Origin of the sequence: Cupriavidus taiwanensis LMG 19424 (assembly GCF_000069785.1) — a bacterium.
GTDB lineage: Bacteria > Pseudomonadota > Gammaproteobacteria > Burkholderiales > Burkholderiaceae > Cupriavidus > Cupriavidus taiwanensis.
Window position 1 is genome coordinate 1,750,708 of sequence record NC_010530.1, and the last position, 18,798, is coordinate 1,769,505.

At 64.2% G+C, this 18,798-nt stretch carries 23 protein-coding genes; 15 read left to right on the plus strand and 8 right to left on the minus strand.

Going from position 1 to position 18,798, the window contains the following annotated elements; translation table 11 throughout:
* Positions 1 to 354: 354 nt before the first annotated feature.
* From RALTA_RS23450 to RALTA_RS23460, 3 genes are all read left to right on the plus strand, one after another.
* The gene (locus RALTA_RS23450; protein ID WP_012356433.1) at positions 355 to 588 is read left to right on the plus strand and encodes a hypothetical protein; all 234 of its coding nucleotides are present in this window, start codon (positions 355 to 357) and stop codon (positions 586 to 588) included.
* 94 nt (positions 589 to 682) lie between these two features.
* Complete coding sequence (gene infA / locus RALTA_RS23455) at positions 683 to 904, plus strand: translation initiation factor IF-1 (protein WP_008646230.1); 222 nt, start codon at positions 683 to 685, stop codon at positions 902 to 904.
* Between the two features lie 86 nt (positions 905 to 990).
* A complete protein-coding gene (locus RALTA_RS23460; RefSeq protein ID WP_012356434.1) occupies positions 991 to 1,245 on the plus strand; it encodes a hypothetical protein in 255 nt (84 codons plus the stop codon).
* Positions 1,246 to 1,311: 66 nt separating this feature from the next.
* Here RALTA_RS23460 and RALTA_RS23465 read toward each other — a convergent pair whose 3' ends face one another.
* The 4 genes from RALTA_RS23465 to RALTA_RS23480 form a co-directional block, all read right to left on the minus strand.
* Complete coding sequence (locus tag RALTA_RS23465) at positions 1,312 to 1,686, minus strand: hypothetical protein (RefSeq protein WP_012356435.1); 375 nt, start codon at positions 1,684 to 1,686, stop codon at positions 1,312 to 1,314.
* Positions 1,687 to 1,774: 88 nt separating this feature from the next.
* The gene (locus RALTA_RS23470; protein WP_012356436.1) at positions 1,775 to 2,101 is read right to left on the minus strand and encodes a hypothetical protein; all 327 of its coding nucleotides are present in this window, start codon (positions 2,099 to 2,101) and stop codon (positions 1,775 to 1,777) included.
* Positions 2,102 to 2,168: 67 nt separating this feature from the next.
* Positions 2,169 to 2,468: a hypothetical protein gene (locus RALTA_RS23475; RefSeq protein ID WP_012356437.1), complete on the minus strand. Its 300-nt coding sequence runs from the start codon at positions 2,466 to 2,468 to the stop codon at positions 2,169 to 2,171.
* Positions 2,469 to 2,649: 181 nt separating this feature from the next.
* The gene (locus tag RALTA_RS23480; protein ID WP_012356438.1) at positions 2,650 to 2,853 is read right to left on the minus strand and encodes a cold-shock protein; all 204 of its coding nucleotides are present in this window, start codon (positions 2,851 to 2,853) and stop codon (positions 2,650 to 2,652) included.
* A gap of 282 nt (positions 2,854 to 3,135) precedes the next feature.
* On the opposite strand from RALTA_RS23480, the gene RALTA_RS23485 reads away from it, so the two are divergent.
* Positions 3,136 to 3,363 (plus strand): hypothetical protein, encoded by a 228-nt coding sequence (locus RALTA_RS23485; RefSeq protein ID WP_012356439.1) that lies wholly within the window; start codon positions 3,136 to 3,138, stop codon positions 3,361 to 3,363.
* 84 nt (positions 3,364 to 3,447) lie between these two features.
* Here RALTA_RS23485 and RALTA_RS23490 read toward each other — a convergent pair whose 3' ends face one another.
* Entirely contained in the window at positions 3,448 to 5,685 is a 2,238-nt protein-coding gene (locus tag RALTA_RS23490) for an NADP-dependent isocitrate dehydrogenase (RefSeq protein WP_012356440.1), read from the minus strand.
* Positions 5,686 to 6,033: 348 nt separating this feature from the next.
* Complete coding sequence (locus RALTA_RS23495) at positions 6,034 to 7,575, minus strand: methyl-accepting chemotaxis protein (protein ID WP_025584764.1); 1,542 nt, start codon at positions 7,573 to 7,575, stop codon at positions 6,034 to 6,036.
* A 282-nt stretch (positions 7,576 to 7,857) separates the two neighbouring features.
* On the opposite strand from RALTA_RS23495, the gene RALTA_RS23500 reads away from it, so the two are divergent.
* Positions 7,858 to 8,292, plus strand: coding sequence for a phasin family protein (locus RALTA_RS23500; protein ID WP_025584762.1), 435 nt, complete (start codon positions 7,858 to 7,860; stop codon positions 8,290 to 8,292).
* Here the strand turns inward: RALTA_RS23500 and RALTA_RS23505 are convergent.
* Positions 8,289 to 8,594, minus strand: a complete 306-nt coding sequence (locus RALTA_RS23505) for a DUF1272 domain-containing protein (protein WP_012356443.1) — start codon at positions 8,592 to 8,594, stop codon at positions 8,289 to 8,291. The genes RALTA_RS23500 and RALTA_RS23505 overlap by 4 nt on opposite strands.
* A 441-nt stretch (positions 8,595 to 9,035) precedes the next feature.
* Between RALTA_RS23505 and RALTA_RS23510 the strand changes: the two genes are divergently transcribed.
* The 5 genes from RALTA_RS23510 to RALTA_RS23530 all read left to right on the plus strand — a co-directional run bounded on the left by RALTA_RS23510 (position 9,036) and on the right by RALTA_RS23530 (position 11,624).
* On the plus strand, positions 9,036 to 9,548 hold the full coding sequence (locus RALTA_RS23510; RefSeq protein WP_050976518.1) for a C39 family peptidase: 513 nt from the start codon (positions 9,036 to 9,038) through the stop codon (positions 9,546 to 9,548).
* On the plus strand, positions 9,545 to 10,450 hold the full coding sequence (locus RALTA_RS23515; protein WP_012356446.1) for a hypothetical protein: 906 nt from the start codon (positions 9,545 to 9,547) through the stop codon (positions 10,448 to 10,450). The genes RALTA_RS23510 and RALTA_RS23515 overlap by 4 nt, the downstream gene beginning before the upstream one ends.
* A 26-nt stretch (positions 10,451 to 10,476) precedes the next feature.
* Positions 10,477 to 10,905, plus strand: a complete 429-nt coding sequence (locus RALTA_RS23520; RefSeq protein ID WP_012356447.1) for a hypothetical protein — start codon at positions 10,477 to 10,479, stop codon at positions 10,903 to 10,905.
* Positions 10,906 to 10,977: 72 nt separating this feature from the next.
* Entirely contained in the window at positions 10,978 to 11,277 is a 300-nt protein-coding gene (locus tag RALTA_RS23525; protein ID WP_232347798.1) for a hypothetical protein, read from the plus strand.
* Positions 11,274 to 11,624, plus strand: a complete 351-nt coding sequence (locus tag RALTA_RS23530; RefSeq protein ID WP_012356449.1) for a hypothetical protein — start codon at positions 11,274 to 11,276, stop codon at positions 11,622 to 11,624. The genes RALTA_RS23525 and RALTA_RS23530 overlap by 4 nt, the downstream gene beginning before the upstream one ends.
* A 46-nt stretch (positions 11,625 to 11,670) precedes the next feature.
* Here the strand turns inward: RALTA_RS23530 and gdhA are convergent, their stop codons facing one another.
* Positions 11,671 to 13,014: an NADP-specific glutamate dehydrogenase gene (gene gdhA / locus RALTA_RS23535; protein WP_012356450.1), complete on the minus strand. Its 1,344-nt coding sequence runs from the start codon at positions 13,012 to 13,014 to the stop codon at positions 11,671 to 11,673.
* Between the two features lie 396 nt (positions 13,015 to 13,410).
* On the opposite strand from gdhA, the gene RALTA_RS23540 reads away from it, so the two are divergent.
* The 5 genes from RALTA_RS23540 (at position 13,411) to RALTA_RS23560 (ending at position 18,754) form a co-directional block, all read left to right on the plus strand.
* Positions 13,411 to 14,154: a ferritin-like fold-containing protein gene (locus RALTA_RS23540; RefSeq protein WP_242405273.1), complete on the plus strand. Its 744-nt coding sequence runs from the start codon at positions 13,411 to 13,413 to the stop codon at positions 14,152 to 14,154.
* Between the two features lie 29 nt (positions 14,155 to 14,183).
* Positions 14,184 to 15,371 (plus strand): radical SAM protein, encoded by a 1,188-nt coding sequence (locus RALTA_RS23545; RefSeq protein ID WP_012356452.1) that lies wholly within the window; start codon positions 14,184 to 14,186, stop codon positions 15,369 to 15,371.
* Positions 15,368 to 15,919: a PaaI family thioesterase gene (locus RALTA_RS23550; protein WP_012356453.1), complete on the plus strand. Its 552-nt coding sequence runs from the start codon at positions 15,368 to 15,370 to the stop codon at positions 15,917 to 15,919. The genes RALTA_RS23545 and RALTA_RS23550 overlap by 4 nt, the downstream gene beginning before the upstream one ends.
* On the plus strand, positions 15,912 to 17,162 hold the full coding sequence (locus tag RALTA_RS23555; RefSeq protein WP_012356454.1) for a fatty acid desaturase: 1,251 nt from the start codon (positions 15,912 to 15,914) through the stop codon (positions 17,160 to 17,162). Before RALTA_RS23550 ends, RALTA_RS23555 begins: the two co-directional genes overlap by 8 nt.
* A 269-nt stretch (positions 17,163 to 17,431) precedes the next feature.
* A complete protein-coding gene (locus RALTA_RS23560; RefSeq protein ID WP_012356455.1) occupies positions 17,432 to 18,754 on the plus strand; it encodes an aminotransferase-like domain-containing protein in 1,323 nt (440 codons plus the stop codon).
* Positions 18,755 to 18,798 lie beyond the last annotated feature (44 nt).

The window sequence follows — 18,798 nt, forward strand, 5'->3', positions numbered from 1 at the left end:
GCACATCTGCCGCGGCGCACGCACTGCAAGCACTCCAGCAGCGGCATATCGGGCGCAAACCCGGGCCGATACCCGACACCTGCGTCTTCGGGCCAGAAGGCCCATCACCCTTTTCCGACCGGCGGCTGGTCCGCTCCGCAACCATCGCCCGTACCGCTGCCAACGGCAGCCCGGTACGGCGGCGCACCGGCTTGCGCAGGCATGGTCCCCTTCACGCCAGATGCAACGCCCGTGCTGCCGCACGGGCCAGAGCCTGGCCTATCGCAACGGCTGACGCCGCCATCGGGCCCCGCGCCGCATCGGCTTGCCGATGCCCCGCGCCGCCCACGGCCGCGCCCATGAACAGGTAACACATTGAATCGAGTCACCCCTATCCAGCACAGCCCCTATACCGTTTCCGTCTACCCGATCGAGCAGGAACCCGGCCTCTGGTTCGCGACCTACATGATTGCGGAATACCGCAATGGCGCCGAACGCATCGTCGCCAACGTGGCCATGCGCCACGACACCCACCGCTCGGAAGCGCGTGCCCGTCAGGCGGCCCGCCGCGCGGGCGAACATGCCGCAGCACGGCTGCGCCAGCAGTAAGCCGCGGCAAGCCCCATCCCCTCGGTCCGCCGTCACCGGCTGGCCGCCACCACAGCACGCGCGCAAGCCGCGCGGCTACAAGCAAGGAGCCTCCTTGGCAAAAGAAGAACTGGTCGAATTTGGCGGCAAGGTGTCGGAAGTGCTGCCCGACAACCGCTTTCGCGTGATCCTGGAAAACGGCTTCGAAGTCTGGGCGTATTCGTCCGGGCGGTTGAAGAAGAACCGCATCCGCGTGCTGGCGGGCGATCGCGTCACGCTGGAGATGTCGCCCTATGACCTGACCAAGGGACGCATCAACTACCGGCACAAGTCGTAAGCCTGACGTGCCCGCGCCATGGCATGCGCCGCAGCGGTGCGTGCCGTTTCCTCAACGCCCTATCCCTCAATCAAGGAGAACCGATCATGTCCGTCATCGAAGAATGGGAAGCCCTGCATCTGACGCCGGAAGGCTGGCAACCGGGCAGCTACCGGCACGCGCCGTGGCAGGCCGTGGAAGTCGCGCCGCCGGCAGCGGGCGTGCTGACGGTCAGGCGCCACGTCACCGCCACCTATTGCGGGCCGTCGCGCGCGGTGGAAGACCGCACCCCGGAAATCACCGACATGGCGCTGATCGAAGCGCTGCTGGAGCGCCACGGCGACCCGGTGTTCCACATCTGATACTGGCGCGCAAAGCGCCGGCGTGCCCGCGCACGACGCCGGCGTTATCCCTGACGCGCCGGCGCGTCAGCCAAGCACGCGCACATGCGGCCGGGCCGTCCTGAGCCCGGCGCCGACCGAACGCAACTCGCCATCCCAGGGGGCGGCGGCCAGGTCCAGCAGGTAGTCGCCCTCGCGCGACTTGTCGTGCAACTGGTCACGCACCACCTGGCCGATGGCCAGGCGGCACAAGGCCTCGCCGCTGGTGGCAAGCTCGCCCCGCAAGGCGGCAGGATCGGTCAGCACGCCGAACGAACGCCGCCCCACGCCCACGAAGCTGGTGAACAGCACCCCTGTGGGACGCTCCGCATCGATAAAGCAGATCGCCACGTGATAGGTGATGCCTTTGCCCTCGCCGGGCAACGTGCATAAAAAACCGGATGATCCCGTACGCATGTCCATGAACGGACTCCTTGCAGTCTGCGGATAACACCGCCGCCTCCGGTTGCGCAACGCGCCGGACGGATCGGCACCCTGCAAATACCGGCGCCTAGAGCGACGCCACGGTTTCGCCGGCAACCAGCCCGTCGATGATGTCTTCGCCGAACTGCAGCGCGCCGCGGCGCGCCGTGCCGATGTTCTCCCAGCGCGACTGCCCGACGCGAAACACGCGCGCATGGTCCTCGCCGGGCCGATAGCCTTCGCGGCAGATCACGATCGAAGCCAGGAAACTGTTGTCGGGCTTGGTGCGCGGCCAGGCCTGCTGGGGCTGGTGGCGGTAAACCAGGGGGTAGAGGTCAAAGCCCTTGTAGCTGGCAAAGGGCGTGCTGCCGGGAACATTGTTGCCGGGACTTCGGCTGGGGCTGCTGTCGCTCACGACGGCTCCATGCGGCATCGCACCGCGTTGATGGGAAGAAATTCCGGACCGGCGCGCCCTGTTTCGCTCAGGACGCCGGCACGCCAGGCGATGCCATCGAAAGCCCCGGCACCGCGCCGTTGATGATGGCCTCGGCATAGCGCAGCACGCCGCGGCGTGCGCCGCCGACGTTGTCCCACGGCGTGGCTTCCAGGCGGAACGTGCGCGCCTGCGCGCCTTCGGGCGACTCACCCTCGAGGCAGATCACCACCGCGGCATCGAAAGAGCGGTCGGGCCGAGGCTCGGGCCACGCGCGCGTGATGGCGTGCTTGTACACCAGGGGATAGAGGTCATACCCCTTGTATGTCGCAGCGGGATAGATATCCATGGCAGCCTCCGGCGCAATCGTGGTCTTGCCCCCACTCTACGCCTGTTGCACGCTGCGCAGTGGCTTTATTTCGCCATTGGCGGGCATCGTGCCGGCCAAAATAAAAAAGCTCCGCGATAGCGGAGCTCTTTTTTCATCGAACTGGCGCCGGGGCGCTCAGCTCAACTGGGTTCGGTGCGACTCAGATCGGTTCGATCTTGGTTGCGGCCGGGCCCTTCTGGCCGACGCCGGCAACGTAACGCACCTTCTGGCCTTCCGCCAGCGACTTGAAGCCGCTGCCCTGGATTTCGGAGAAGTGCGCGAACAGGTCGTTGCCGCCTGCATCAGGCGTAATGAAGCCAAAACCCTTCGAATCGTTGAACCACTTGACGGTACCGGTTTCCATGTTGGATTCCTCAATAATTGTTTCTCGCCTGACAAAAGCGCCGGCAAGGCATGACGATCAAGGAAGTAACTTGGAGAATAAGTGGCGCCGTGTGGGCAAGCACCTGGACTTCGAGATTGCTGCTTGATTGATCCTGCAACCACCCTTATACAGGTCACCCCCCACCAAGTCAACGAACTTCGCCGAATCCCTGCAGAATCGCAGGCAAAGTGCGGGTTGAGGGTCTTGCCGTTCCGCACGCGGCATGCATGCTACAGTGGCCCATCGAACGGAACACCACGGATGACACTCTGCACTGCCTGCCAGGCCATTGAACGCCATGTGCGCGGCGCCCCCGGGCATGCCGCACTGCGCATCACCGACACTCGCCGCATCAAGCCGCCGCGTTCGGCAGCCATCACCATCAGCAGCTTCGTCTGCCAGGATTGCGGCGCGCTGTGGACCTACCGCGACCAGAAGAGCGGGCCCGAACAAGGGTGGGACTTGCCTGCGCAAACGCCACAGCAATAGGCGCACCCGCGGCACAAACGAAAAACCCCGGACCAGGGTCCGGGGTCTTGCTCACGGCCGGCCCGCCACGCGGGCCGGCGGCGCTCAGGCTGCCACCGAGGCCAGCGCGGCGTTCAGCGTCTGGCTCGGGCGCATCGCGGCGCTGAGCTTGGCGGCGTCCGGCTGGTAGTAGCCGCCGATGTCCACCGGCTGGCCTTGCACCGCGGCGAGTTCGCCAACGATCTTCTGCTCGTTGTCGGTCAGCGTCCTGGCCAGCGGCGCGAACTTGGCGGCCAGTTCCGCGTCGTCCGACTGCGCGGCCAGTTCCTGGGCCCAGTACATCGCCAGGTAGAACTGGCTGCCGCGGTTATCCAGCTCGCCGGTCTTCGGCGACGGGCTCTTGTTGTTGTCGAGCAGCTTGCCGGTGGCGGCATCCAGCGTCTTGGCCAGGATCTTGGCGCGGGCATTGCCGGTCTTGATGCCAACGTCTTCCAGCGACACCGCCAGCGCCAGGAACTCGCCCAGCGAATCCCAGCGCAGGTGGTTTTCCTCCACCAGTTGCTTGACGTGCTTCGGCGCCGAGCCGCCGGCACCCGTTTCATACATGCCGCCGCCGGCCATCAGCGGCACGATCGACAGCATCTTGGCGCTGGTGCCCAGCTCCATGATCGGGAACAGGTCGGTCAGGTAGTCGCGCAGGATGTTGCCGGTCACCGAGATGGTGTCCAGGCCGCGGATCACGCGTTCCAGCGTGTAGCGCATGGCGCGCACCTGCGACATGATCTGGATGTCCAGGCCGCTGGTGTCGTGGTCCTTCAGGTACGTTTCTACCTTCTTGATCAGCTCGGCCTCGTGCGGACGGTACGGGTCCAGCCAGAACACCGCCGGCATGCCCGAGTTGCGCGCGCGCGTGACAGCCAGCTTGACCCAGTCGCGGATCGGCGCGTCCTTGACCTGGCACATGCGCCAGATGTCGCCCTGCTCGACGTTCTGCGTCAGCAGCACCTCACCGGTGGCCAGGTCGACGATGTTGGCGACGCCGTCTTCGGCGATCTCGAAGGTCTTGTCGTGCGAGCCGTACTCTTCCGCCTTCTGCGCCATCAGGCCCACGTTGGGCACGGTGCCCATGGTGGTCGGGTCGAAGTTGCCGTTGGTCTTGCAGAAGTTGATGATCTCCTGGTAGATCCGGGCAAAGGTGCTCTCCGGGATCACGGCCTTGGTGTCCTTCGGACGGCCGTCGGCGCCCCACATCTTGCCGCCGATGCGGATCATGGCCGGCATCGAGGCATCGACGATCACGTCGTTCGGCGCGTGCAGGTTCGAGATGCCCTTGGCCGAGTCCACCATTGCCAGTTCCGGGCGATGCTCGTGGCAGGCGTGCAGGTCGCGGATGATCTCTTCGCGCTTGGAGCTGGGCAGCGACTCGATCTTCTCGTACAGGTTGACCAGGCCGTTGTTGACATTGACGCCCAGTTCGTCGAACAGCGCGCCGTGCTTGGCGAACGCTTCCTTGTAGAAAATCTTGACGGCGTGGCCGAACACGATCGGGTGCGACACCTTCATCATGGTCGCCTTGACGTGCAGCGACAGCATCACGCCGGTCTTGCGCGCGTCTTCGAACTGCTCTTCATAGAAGGCGCACAGGGCCTTCTTGCTCATGAACATGCTGTCGATGATCTCGCCGTCCTGCAGCGACACCTTGGGCTTGAGCACGATGGTCTTGCCGCTCTTGGTGATCAGCTCCATCTTGACGTCGCGCGCGCGGTCCAGCGTCATCGACTTTTCGCCGTGATAGAAGTCGCCGTGCTTCATGTGCGCCACGTGCGTGCGCGAGGCCATGCTCCACTCGCCCATGCTGTGCGGGTGCTTGCGCGCGTAGTTCTTGACCGCGGCGGGGGCACGGCGGTCGGAGTTGCCTTCGCGCAGGACCGGGTTCACGGCCGAGCCCAGGCACTTGGAATAGCGCTTCTGGATCGCCTTTTCTTCGTCGGTCTTCGGGTCTTCCGGGTAGTCGGGCACCTTGTAGCCCTTGCCCTGCAGTTCGCGGATGGCGCTGACCAGTTGGTGCACCGAGGCCGAGATGTTCGGCAGCTTGATGATGTTGGTGTCCGGCAGCTGCGTCAGCTTGCCCAGCTCGGCCAGGTTGTCCGGCACGCGCTGTTCTTCGGTCAGGAAGTCGGGGAACTCACCCAGGATACGGCCAGCCACCGAGATATCACTGGTGGTCACGTTGATGCCGGCCGGCTTGGTGAAGGTCTGGATGATCGGGAGGAACGCACTGGTCGCCAGCAGCGGGGCTTCGTCGGTCAGCGTGTAGATGATGGTGGGTTGCTGGGTACTCATTGCTTCTCTCAGATCCTCTATCGGTGGGTGGGACTTCTGCCTGCCGGGTCACGGTCAGGGCAACAAACTAGGCGAAAAGTAGAATTTTGCCTCAGTTTGCTTTCAGGAATCTGAAAACCACCGCATCCGGGGCGGCAATCGGGCAGAAATTTGGGTTGGCACCCGGCTTGCGGCGCCGGATGGCGTTCGTTGCACCTCAACGGTGCCGTCCAGGCGGCCGCTCTGCTATGTAGGGACAGGCAAGGGCACGCCGACTGACCGCAGGTGCCACCGACGGATCACATCCATACCGGGGGGGGGCGCCAGCCCTCTCCCCCTTGGGGAGAGGGAAAACCGCCGGCTGGCCCGTCAGGCCGCCAGCCTGAACGTCGCCACCGCCTCCTTCAGCCGCTGCGCCTGTTCCTCCAGCGAACCTGCCGCCGCCGCGGCTTCTTCCACCAGCGCCGCGTTCTGCTGCGTCACCGTATCCATCTGCGTCACCGCCTGGTTCACCTGCTCGATGCCCGAGCTCTGCTCGGCCGACGCCGCGCTGATCTCGCCCATGATGTCGGTCACGCGCTTGACTGCCGCGACGATCTCTTCCATGGTCTGGCCCGACTGCGTCACCAGCATCGAGCCCTTCTCGACGCGATCGACCGAATCGCCGATCAGCGCCTTGATTTCCTTGGCCGCGGTCGCGCTGCGCTGCGCCAGGGTTCGCACTTCGCCCGCCACCACCGCGAAGCCGCGGCCTTGCTCGCCGGCGCGCGCGGCTTCCACCGCGGCGTTCAGTGCCAGGATATTGGTCTGGAACGCAATGCCTTCGATGACGGCGATGATGTCGACCACCTTCTTCGACGCGCCGTTGATCTCTTCCATGGTCTCGGCCACCTTGCCCGCGACTTCGCCACCCTTGGCCGCGATATCGGACGCGTTGACCGCCAGCGTGCTGGCCTGGCGCGCATTGTCCGCGTTCTGGCGCACGATGCTGGTCAGCTCTTCCATGCTGGCCGCGGTCTGCTGCAGCGACGAGGCCTGTTCCTCGGTGCGCTGCGACAGGTCGGTGTTGCCTGCCGCGATCTGGCTGGTGCCGGACACGATCGATTCGGTACCGGCGCGCACCTGGCGCACGATGCGCAGGATATTGGCGTTCATGTCCGCCAGCGCCTGCAGCAGCTGGCCGGTCTCGTCGCGGCTGTCGACCTCGATGCGGCTGGTCAGGTCGCCCGAGGCCACGGTGCGTGCCACCGCCACCGCCCGATGCAGCGGACGCGTAATGCCGATGGTCAGCCAGAACGCGAACGCAATGCCGATCCCCAGCACCACCACGCCCAGCCCGATCAGGCTGTTGCGCGCATTGACGTAGATGGCGTTGATCTCGCGCGCGGTGGCGTCGATGCTGGCACGCTGGATGTCGAGCAGCTTCTGGATCTCGGCCAGGTAGGCGTCGCCGGCGGGCACGAACTCTTTCTCCAGCACCTGGTTGGCTTCCTCGGTCAGGCCTTCCTGCTTGAGCCTGGTGATCTTGTCGCGGCCATTGTTGTACGGGTCGCGCACGCTCAGGATCTTCTGGAACGCAGCCTTTTCCTGCTCGGAGCTGAGCATCGGCTGCAGCTTGTCGCGCAGCTGCGCAATGCCTTCGATCGAGGCCTTGGTCTCGGCGGCAAAGAACTGGCCCAGTGACGGGTCGGCGCTGCGCGCCACCGCGGTGGTGCGGCGCACGCTGGTATGCATGAGGCGGTACCAGTCGCTGACCAGCCGCTCCTTGGTCAGCGGTTGCTGCATCATCGCGTGGGTGCGCTCGGCCACCTGCTGCAGCCGCATCATGCCGAATACCGTCATCAGCGCCGACAGCAGCAATACCACCCCAAAACCGATGCCGAGGCGAACCCCGATACCTAGATTCTTCATTTCTTCTACCTGATTAGCATTGGTCATGGCGAAGTGCTGCCGCACACGAAACGGCTCGGCGCAACGCTCTTCGCTCTCATCGTCCGCGGGCGGGCCGGCTCGGGCCGACGCACAGGCGGGCTATGGATGCCAACGGCAGGGGCGGCGGTAACTTTAGGGTCTTCCTCGATTGACGGCCAGAAGTGTGCGGATACCGGCTATAGTGGACAGGATCCCGGCCAAAAGGCGCACGCCGTCCCCGCCGCCGGCCGACCTGCCAGTCCTTCCACCAGGAGACCCAGCATGGCCACGCCTCCCAATCCCTTTGCCGATTTCACCAGGATGATGGAACAGTTCCGCCTGCCAGGCGTGGACATGAGCGCGGTGATCGAAGCGCGCCGCAAGGACATCGAGGCCCTGGCCGAGGCCAACCGGCTGGCCTATGAAGGCATGCAGGCCATCGTGAAGAAGCAGCAGGAGATCTTCGCCCAGACCATGCAGCAGCTGCAGGCGGCCGCCCAGCAGTACGGCACGGCAAGCAATCCGGCGGAGGCGATGACCAGGCACAGCGAGTTCGTGCAACAGCAGCTGCACCAGGCGCTGGAAAACATGCGCGCGCTGGCCGAAACGGCGCAGAAGGCGCAAGCCGAGGCGCTTGCCGTGATCAGCCAGCGCGCCGAACAGAACGTGAAGGAGGCCGGCGAACTGCTCCAGCCGAAAACGAAATCCCGCGGCTAGCGCCGCTCTGGCACGACCTGTCCAACCGCCTCGACCAGGCGCGCATGCGCGGCAAGGTCCACCGGCCGGTGTTTCACCTTGGTACTGGCCGGGTCGTTGCCCAGGTAATTGCCGTTCTTCCAGTCGCGCGCCGGCCGCACCGGCCGCGGCGCGAAGCCACCCCCGCAGTTCGGGCAGACATTGCCCAGCAGTTCGACGCAGCCCGTGCAGAAGGTGCATTCATACGAGCAGATGCGCGCTTCGGTGGAGTCCGGCGGCAGGGGCTTGTTGCAGTGTTCGCAGCCTGGTCTGAGTTCCAGCATGGTGCTCGCTTCCTGATCTTGTGAACGGTTTTGGAATCCCGGTATCGTAGCCGGATTCCGCATGCGCGGGTCGGCTGACCTGCCCTGCCCGCTGCTGCGCGCCGATACCCCCGCCACGCTTTCGACCGCTGACCGCGCTGGCCGACGCTGGCATGGTCGCCCGGAAGATTCTTCCCTCTCCGCAGACAGCTCGCAGCCTCGTGCAGCCATCGCTGCACGCCATTGCTGAATACGCGAACGCCGCCAGCGCGGCCGGGCCGCTAACCTGCAGCACATCGACAGCAATGAGAATTATTTTCATCCATGCGATGTGCTCACCCCTGGAGGCCTTGCCGCGGACAGTCTGCACTGCAACGCCACACCATCACGTTGCTGGCGCTGGCACTTGGACAGGTTAGCCACGCCGCTGCAGTCGAGTCGCCGGTGCGCTCATGGAAGGCGATGCGCGATGAAGGCGTGGTCCGGCAACAGTATGACTATTCGTGCGGCGCCGCGGCGCTGGCCACGCTGCTGCGGCACTACTACGGAGAAGCGGTCAGCGAGACCGACGTCCTGAAGCAGATCGCCGCCAAGGGACCGGCCACGCTCAGCACCCTGTCGGCCGCGGCAACGCATTTTGGCTACGAAGCGCGCGGCTATGCGCTGTCGCTCGAGGCCCTGCGGCAGATCAATGTGCCCGCGATCGTGTTTCTCCACGTCGGTAACGACAATCACTTTTCGGTCCTCCGCAGTATCGATGCGCATTCGGTGGAACTGGCCGATCCTTCGCTAGGCAACCGCATCTACAGCACGACGGATTTCCTGAGGCTGTGGACCACCCGGCTGAACCGGAACTACCCCGGCCGCGCCTTGATCGTGATGCCGCGCGACGCAAGGCGGGCCGCAAATCCGGCCTTCATGCGGCCGATTCCAGCCCGGTTCGCCGGGTTGACCCTGAGACCGTTCCGGCCATGATCCGCCGCCTGACACGCGTAGCCACCGCCGCGGCCGCGTTCGCCCCATGCCACGCGTGGTCGCAAATCGTACCCACGCTGGAAGACTTGCTGACGGCCCAGAACCGGTGGCGAGCCGAAGCCGGCTTGTCCTACTTCAACCAGGAGGGCAGCGGCACCGCGGCCAGTGGTCCCATCTATATCCAGGTGGGGCCCAACATCATTCCCGTGGCGACCGGGGTCGTGCCCAAGACGCGCAATGTCGATTCGCTGGTGGCGTATGCCGGCTTGCGCTACGGCTATTCGGCGAATACCGAACTGTCGTTTTCCGGCACCGGCTCATATACGAGTGAGCGGACGCTGTTCGAGGGCATCGATCAGCAGTCCAGCCATAGCACCCGCTTTTCCAGCCTCACTTTGGCCATCAGCCACCGCCTGCTCAAGGAGCAAGGCAGCCCCGGCCTGGTCGGCTTCGTGGAGACCGGCGCGGTGGAACACAGCGGCAATGCTGTCTCGTACTTCAGCAGCTTCACCGCCGGCGGCACGCTCTATCGCTCGATCGATCCGGTGGTGCTCAGCCTGAATGCCTCCTATCGCCTGAACCTGCCGCGGCATGACGGCATCGCGACGCCGGGCAACGTGTTGATGCTGACGCCGCAGGTGGGATTTGCCGCCAACGAGACCGTCACGCTCTACGGCGGCATCAACTGGCAGTTGCAGCAGGCAGACAGCAATCCTCGAGGACTGCCCGCGCAACGCAACACACAAACCGCACTGGTCTTTGGCCTGGGCTATCGCGCCAGCGACCGGACCACCATTTCACTGAGCGGCAACGCCAATGTCAGCGGCCGCGGGGGTGCGCAGATCACGCTCGGTACGGTAGTAAAGCTGGGCGCCATGCCCGCAAGGGAACGTTTGCAATAACTCGCTTTGAGCTAAGGAGAAAATCCATGGATCTGGTTCAGAAGACCCTGGCCGCGGTGGCGCTGGCCAGCCTCGGCGGCACGGCTTGCGCCAAGGCGGTGACATTCGAAGAGATCGAGCGTGCGGACACCGTATCAGGCCGGTACATCAGCCATCTGTCGGCGACGGAAATGGAAGCGGTGGAAGGGTCGGTGGCACCGGTCGTCATTGCCGGGGTTGCGGCGACCGCCGGCGCGATCGCCAATGGCGGGGCCTATTGGGTGAATACGCCCAACCCCACCGCCGCCGGGCTGGCGTGGAACGCGGGAACGGGCTTTACCTCCGGCTTCCTGGGTGGCATCGCGTCAAGCTTGCCAAGGGTCGGCACCGTGCTGGTAACCGGCGCCGCGCCGTTCATCCCTGCACTCCCCCAGCCGCCGCTGCAGAAATGCGGCGCTGCCGGGCTGGCTTGCTGACGCACGTCAGATTAACGGGCCGGCGCCATCGCCGCCGGCCGCCCGGAACCTTTCATGGACATGGACTTAGGCATGACTGACTACGAAAGACTTCAGGCGCTCTGCAACGGCCTGGTCTTCTTCTATCTTGTGCCCAGGTACCTGCTGTTCCCGTCCCTGTATGCCGAGCGCTATCTGCGCACGGCGATGATATTGGGCGCGGCGCTGGCAGCAAACTGTCTGTTGCTGTGGCAGACCCTCGGCGGCGAAGCCGCGCCAACACTCTACCGCGCATGCTTCGGCCCGGTGATGAGCCTGCTGATGGCGCTGCTCCACTGCAAGATCGAGAAAGACAATCCCGGCTACTTCACCAATGCGGAGCGTCGCAGATGACAGGCACCCCGATCGCAGATCTCCAGCTCACCGTCCCCGGCATCGCCATGTTCGGTTACACCGTCATCGTGCTCATCGTGCTGGCGCCCAGGTATTGGTTTATCCCGGCGCTTCACCGGCGCCTGTATGGCTGGGCGGCCGCTGCGCTGGCTGGGGTGCTGGCGCTCAACCTGTGCGTCTATTCCATGCTGATGCCGGCCAGGCCGCGCTTACCGCTCGATGAAGCGTTCGCGGGTGCGTGTCTAAGCTTGTGCCTGTCGCTGCTGCTATGCCATCGGGCCAGGGCTCGCCGCTCCGCTGCCGCGGCCACAACCCGGCCGCCGGCAGAGCAGCGCCGGCAGCAGTAGCTGCCTCGGGATAGCGGCCGGCATCGCGCCGGCCGCCGCTTTCCCGTCAGATCACGCCCTGCGCCAGCATCGCGTCGGCCACCTTGACGAAGCCGGCGATGTTCGCGCCTTCGACGTAATTGATGTAGCCATCCGCCTTCTGGCCGTGGTGGATGCAGTTCTGGTGGATGTCCTTCATGATCGCGTGCAGCTTCTCGTCGACCTCGGCATGGTGCCAGGACAGGCGCATCGCGTTCTGCGACATCTCCAGGCCGGAGGTGGCCACGCCGCCGGCGTTGCTGGCCTTGCCCGGCGCGTACAGGATCTTGGCGTCGACAAAGCGGTCCACCGCCTCCAGCGTCGACGGCATGTTGGCGCCTTCGGCGACGCAGATCACGCCATTGCCGAGCAGGGTCTCGGCGTCGTTGCCGTCGAGTTCGTTCTGCGTCGCGCACGGCAGCGCCACGTCGGCGGGCACGTGCCACGGGGTGCGGCCGGCCTCGAAGGTCATGCCGTGGCGGGCGGCAAAGTCCGACAGGCGGCCGCGCTCTTCATTCTTGAAGGCCATCACTTCGGCCAGTTGCTCGGTGGTCATGCCCTGCGGGTAGTGCAGCACGCCGCCGGAGTCGGACAGCGTCAGCACCTTGGCGCCCAGCTCGATTGCCTTCTCGGCCGCGTACTGCGCCACGTTGCCCGAGCCGGAGATCAGCACGCGCAGCCCGTCGAAGCCGCGTCCGCGACGGTGCAGCATTTCCTGGGCGAAGTAGACGGTGCCGTAGCCGGTCGCTTCCGGGCGCATCAGGCTGCCGCCATAGGCCAGGCCCTTGCCGGTAAACACGCAGGCCGACTGGTTCGACAGCTTCTTCATCATGCCGGCCATAAAGCCGACCTCGCGCGCGCCCACGCCGATGTCGCCGGCCGGGATGTCGGTATCCGGGCCCAGGTGGCGGTACAGCTCGGTCACCAGCGCCTGGCAGAAGCGCATCACTTCACCATCCGACTTGCCCTTGGGATCGAAGTCCGATCCGCCCTTGCCGCCGCCCATGGGCAGCGTGGTCAGCGCGTTCTTGAAGGTCTGCTCGAAACCCAGGAACTTCAGCACCGACAGGTTCACGGTCGGGTGGAAGCGCATGCCGCCCTTGAACGGGCCGATGGCCGAGCTGTGCTGCACGCGGAAGGCGCGGTTGACCTGCACGCGGTTCTGGTCGTCGGTCCATGCCACGCGGAACTGGATCACGCGCTCGGGCTCGACCAGGCGTTCGAGCAAGGCCTGGTCGGCGTAGCGCGGATTGCGCTCGACGAACGGCCACAGCGTCATCATGACTTCCTTCACGGCCTGGAGGAATTCGGGTTGATTGGGGTCGCGGCGGGCAACCCCCGCCAGAAATGCTTCAAGGGAAGGAGAATTCACGGATGTCTCTTGCTGTGCTGGAGTGGCTGGATGCGGCAGCCTTGCCGGCTGGATGCCGGTCTGCGGTGCCGTCTGGCGTTGCGCCGATGGAAGGTGGGTCGCCTCCGGTTTATCGGACGGGCACGACTAACCGTGCCGGTCCGACAACCCAGCACTTTAGCACCGCCATGGGGCACACGACAGTCAAAACACCTGTGACAGCAGCATCAAAGCTGTATTTTGGTGCATCAGGCGGGGATTTCCGTGCGATCAGCGGACAGCATCTGAAGTCACCCTTAAATCTGTCCTCAGAAATAATCACGGCAATAACGCACAAAGATGGCATTCCTGGACGCATGGCACTAGTCACTGCTCCCTACACTCCGCTCGTCACAACATAAAGAACGAGAGGGAGAAATGAGCTCAACAACCACCGTACAGCATGAGATTGCGATACTCGCCGGGCCGGGGTCTGTCCGAAATGCGTCAGACTTTCGCAACATGCCGTCGGAGTATCAGGAGCTCGCCATACGGCTGATGCTCGTCCATACGGAAGGCGAGCTTACGGGCGCGGACGACTATACCCAGATCTTTTACAACCTGGCGCCCAATGCCTTCGAGAAACAGGTTTGCTGCGAGCGGGCATCGGAGGAGATCCAGCATTACCGGCTTAGTGCAGACGTGCTCGCCGAACTCGGCGTCGACACGGGTCACATGCTCCGCCAACATTTTCTGGAGCGTCCTTACTACCCGAACGAGCTGGTGCGCGGAGTCAGGAACTGGATGGAGCGCGGCATCTTCTCGTTCATTGGCGAGGCGGTCGTACTTGAACACCTCCTCGAATTCGCCGACTGCAGCTACAAGCCGTTCGCCGACATCTTCATCAAGCAGATTATCAGCGATGAGCATACCCACGTCGCGCACGGCTACCGCATTATCAATGAGGCCTGCATGACCGATGAAGGCCGAATTGCCGCCCAGCAGGCCCTGAGCCGGCTGTGGCCGCACCTGCTCGATCTGTTCGGGCGCTCCGACTCCCAGCGCTCGCGACTCTATATCAAGTGGGGCCTACGTAAGACAAGCAACGAGGCCTTGCGCAATCAGTTCATCAAGAAAACGGTGCCGCGCCTGACGGCGATGGGCTTGCTCGTGCCGGACTGACCAACCGCGCGTTTGTTTGAGGAGGCGCCATGAGCGAAACAGATTCGCTGCACCAGCAACGCAAGCATCTGATCGCTGAGCGTTTGCCTGGGCTCCTTGCTCGGGATCCCGCACTGACCGAGCGCTTCAATGCGGTACGCAGCTTTTCTGCGCGCGTGCGGGCGGCCGAGTATCACCTGACGAACGCATGCAATATCCGCTGCAAGGGCTGCTGGTTCTTTGAGTTTGGCCACGACAAGCGTGCGCCTGAGGCCAAGAACCTGGCTCAGTGGACCACATTCATCGATGCACAGCGCAAGCAAAAGGTGAATGCAGCGCTGCTAATCGGCGGAGAGCCGACGCTGTTTGTGGACCGAATTGCCGCCTTTGTGGAACGCATGCGCTTTGTCTCGATCTCCACCAATGGCCTCAAGCCATTCCCGAATACCGCGCCATTCGAGGATGTGACGGTCTTCATTACGCTGTTCGGCGGCGGACCGCTGGACGATGAATTGCGCGCCATCCGGCCCGGCGGGCGCAGATTCTCTGGCCTGTTCGAGACCACGCTGGCCAACTACAAAGACGATCCGCGCGCATGTTATGTCTATGCCGTGACCGAAGGCGGCATCTCGTACATAGAGCCGACCGTACGCCGAATTCAGGAGAACGGTAACACGGTGACCTTCAACTTCTATAGCCAGTACAACACGGGACACCCCCTGCGCATGCGCAACGAGCAATTGTTGCTACGTGAAATGCTGCGCGTCCGCCAGCTCTTCCCGAATACGGTCCTGAACCATCCTGCACATATCGAGGCAATGGTTACCGGCCAGGCATGGTGTGGCACTTTCGGCTACGACACGTGCCCGAGCATCAGCCAGGATCACCCTGACAACCAGCAGCGCTTGGCTAACGGCAATCCCGGCCTGACGTTCTTCAACACATGGAAAGCCGACTTGCAGACGCTGGAGCGCTGCTGCACATCCGGCCACTGTGAAGGCTGCCGCGACAGCCAGGCGGTCTACAGCTGGCTCATCGTCAGCCTGGCGTGCTCGCTGGCATCGACGGAAACCCTGCGCACGTGGGTGGAAGTGGCCGAGTCTTACTGGCGCCAGTTCATTTGGTCACCTTATCGGAAGACGCCAGGTAAAACGGCCGCGGACAGGTCCGCCAAAAGTACCGGCACGGTGCCCCCCGCCCGGCGCGCGGCATCCGCCTCCGAGGAAATTCTGACATGAGCTTCGTCGCGAGCCACGAACATGCGCAGTCGCGGGCGCAGGGGCTGCGCCTGCCCGTTGCCGCCGAGGATCGCGCGCAATGGCAGCAGCGCCTGAACGCGCTGCCGGTGCTGCGCCACATGGGCGCGGAGCTTGACCTGACCGACCCTGCCGTAGTCCGGCTCCGTCTGGTGCGGCAACTCGATTCTCACATGGGAGGCCTCGGAACATCGGCGCTCAATGGTGCAGTGATCGCTGGAATGATCGACTGTGGCATATCGACCGCCGGCATCCTGCAGTTCCGCGGCCGCACGTGCGGAACGGTACACCTGTCGATCGATTTCATGAAGCCGGTGCGCATCGCGCTCCCTACGCTCGAGTGCCGCGTGGTGAGGCGCACGGATTCACTGGCATTTATCGAGGCGGGCCTGCTCGCACCTGACGGCGGCACCAGCACCCAGGCAAGCGGCATCGTCGCCCTGGCACGTCTTCCAGCGAGAGACCCGGCGGGAGCACCGGCGGGAAACTGGCGAACGATTTTCAACGATACCCTGCAGCAACATGCCTAAGACACGCTCCATCTTGCAGCGCGCGGCGCGCATCTGCATCGCGGCGGGGGATCGCGCCGAGCAGCGGCACGTGCGCGAATCCATGCGCGATGCCGGCAGTTTCCTGCCTGGCCCGCTGTATCGCACTGTCCAGCGCTTCCTGACCTGGTTGACGGGCAAGGCCTTGCCCGGCCAACAACCCGCCATCCTTCTCGGCCCCTGGTCGCACGTTGCGCTCAACACGCTGGCGTTGACCACCGGGGTGGCGCTTTCGTGCCTTGCATACGCGCGGGGCGGCGCTTGGTGGCTCGCGCTGCTGCCCGGTTGGCTGCTGACCGTACACGCTGCGCGAAAATTCTTCTTGGTGATCTGCCACGGAGGTATACATGAGGCATTTTCTCGCCGAGCAAGCGTGAACAGGATGTTTGTCGATGTCGTGTCGTTGCTGCTTCTGACGTTGCCATATGAGCAATTTCGGCAGGATCACGCAATCGATCACCACGCGCGCTACTTCTCCGGCAAAGGGGACCCGGACGCCGATGTGCTGTACGGCATCGGTCTTCGCCCCGGGCGCCAATTGGAAACGCTTTGGCTGGCCGTCGGCTGGGCGCTGGTAAACCCACGCTTTCATTTGCGCTACACGTTGGCGCGTGGCCGCGCCAACTTCGTCGGTGCGCTGCCACTGCGCCGTATGGCGGCCATACTCGCCTATGCCGCTGCCGGATGCGCGCTGACATGGTTCAACCTGTGGCCTGTCTTTCTGGTGGTATGGGCAATTCCGCTCACGGTCGGCTTCCAGAATGCGGCCCTGCTGACCTTTGCCGGCGAGCACAAATGGTTCCGCGTGCAAGGGGCGGACGAGCGCAGGGCCGCATGGCTGCAGCAGCAGACCTCCGCACGCTTCATGGGATGTCCCTATCCCTGTCGATGCGGAAGCGCAGTCAGGCATGTACTGCAACGCGCGGGGTGGTGGCTACGGATGCTGTGCTGGTTCCTGCCGCTGCGCTTGTTGGTAGTGCCAGGGGATATGCCGGTACACGATTATCACCACAGCAACCCGCGCGGCGACTGGACTAACACACTCTATGTCCGACCCGAATGGATCGCGCAGAATCGACCGCTGCATAGCGAGACGTGGGGGTTCTGCGCAGCGGTCAATAACGCACTACGGCCCATGAGCGAAATCCCGGTGGACTATCTCGCCCATGGCGGCGCACCGATTGCGGCCAGCGAGCCGACGTTCGACTCGTTTACCGCGCTCTAGCAAAGAGTTCTATGACCGAGTCCCACATTGGCGCCGCCCACCTCGTCTACCTCGCGATCAGGATCCTCGGGATCTCGGTGGCGCCTGCCGGCACCCCGGCCAATGCGTGCCAGATCGGTTTTAGGGAGTGGTGGTCTTCCGGTTCGCCAACCCCAAGGCCTGGATGATGGGCCTTTCTGCTTCCTCTCTCTTCGTGCTGCACGCCGACAAGCTGTAGCCGGACCGGCCACCTATCATTCCCTTCCGCGACTTCCGACATTCCCCTCGACATGGACACCAAACAGATTACCAATGTTGCCGCCGGAATCCTCCCGAACGCTCATTTACACCCTTCCGCCAAATTCCCCAATGCGGAGGGCTTCGCCAGTCGCGTAGGCCGCGTGCAGAGTTCCGCTGTGCGAGACCTGCTGAAGTACAGCAAGATGCCCGGCGTCATCTCACTTGCAGGTGGAATACCTGCGTCGGACCTGTTCGATGCGGCAGGCCTGCGCGAATCGCTTGCGGCAGTCGTGGACAGCGACGCTACGTCCGCGTTTCAGTACGGACTGACCGAAGGCGAACCAGCACTGCGCGAACAGATCATGCACCTGCTGCGGCATCGCGGTATCGCCGCGAGTCCGGCTGGCATCCTGGTCACATCTGGCTCGCAACAAGGCCTGGATCTCGCGGCGCGTACTCTGCTCAACCCTGGCGACACGGTGCTGGTGGAACGGCCGTCGTATCTGGCGGCGCTGCAGGCATTCGGCCTTGCCGAGGCCAACATCGTCTCCGTGCCCTCCGATGAAGCGGGCATCGATGTGGACTGGATCGAGTCCTATGCCTCGCGTCATCCGGTCAAGGCCATTTACGTCGTCCCGAACTTCGGTAATCCCAGCGGGCGCACACTCTCCCTGGAACGGCGGCAGCAACTCACCCACTTTGCCGGTTCCAACGGAACCTACATCATCGAGGATGATCCCTATGGCGAACTGCGACTCTGCGGCGACCCCGTCGCCAGCATCGTGGCGCTCGCAGCGGAAAGTGCTGCGCAGTGTCGCGTGCTTTACCTGTCGTCGTTTTCCAAGATCCTGTCTCCTGGCCTGCGCGCCGGCTGGATGGTCTTACCCCCATCGGTGTTCGACCGCGCTGCGCTGGTTAAGCAGGCGATCGATCTCCACACATGCAGTCTCTCCCAGCAGCTCGTTGCGGCATATCTGGCTAACGGACGGTTGCAGCCCCGGTTCGAGCTGCTACGGAACGCGTACCGTGAGCGACGCGACGCGCTGATTAGCGGACTGCACCGCCACCTGGGCGAGGCTATCCATTTCAATGTCCCGGAAGGCGGGATGTTCCTGTGGGCCCGATTCGCACCGCAGGTAGACACCGCGCGGGTGCTGCAGGCCGCTATTCAAGCCGGCGTAGTCTTCGTGCCGGGCGCCGCATTCTTTGCCGATACTCCCGAACGTAATACCCTCCGCCTGTCGTACTCGACCGTCGACGCCGAGTCCGCTGACATCGGCGCCTCCAGACTGGCCCAGGCGCTGCGCGCCAGCTGCAACGGCGCTCTGCCTCCGGCCATTCCGGCCGACGGAATGCGCAAGGTCAAAAACTGAAAATTCATACCTGAAAGCGCGAAATTTCCGGAGGATCTACCCAC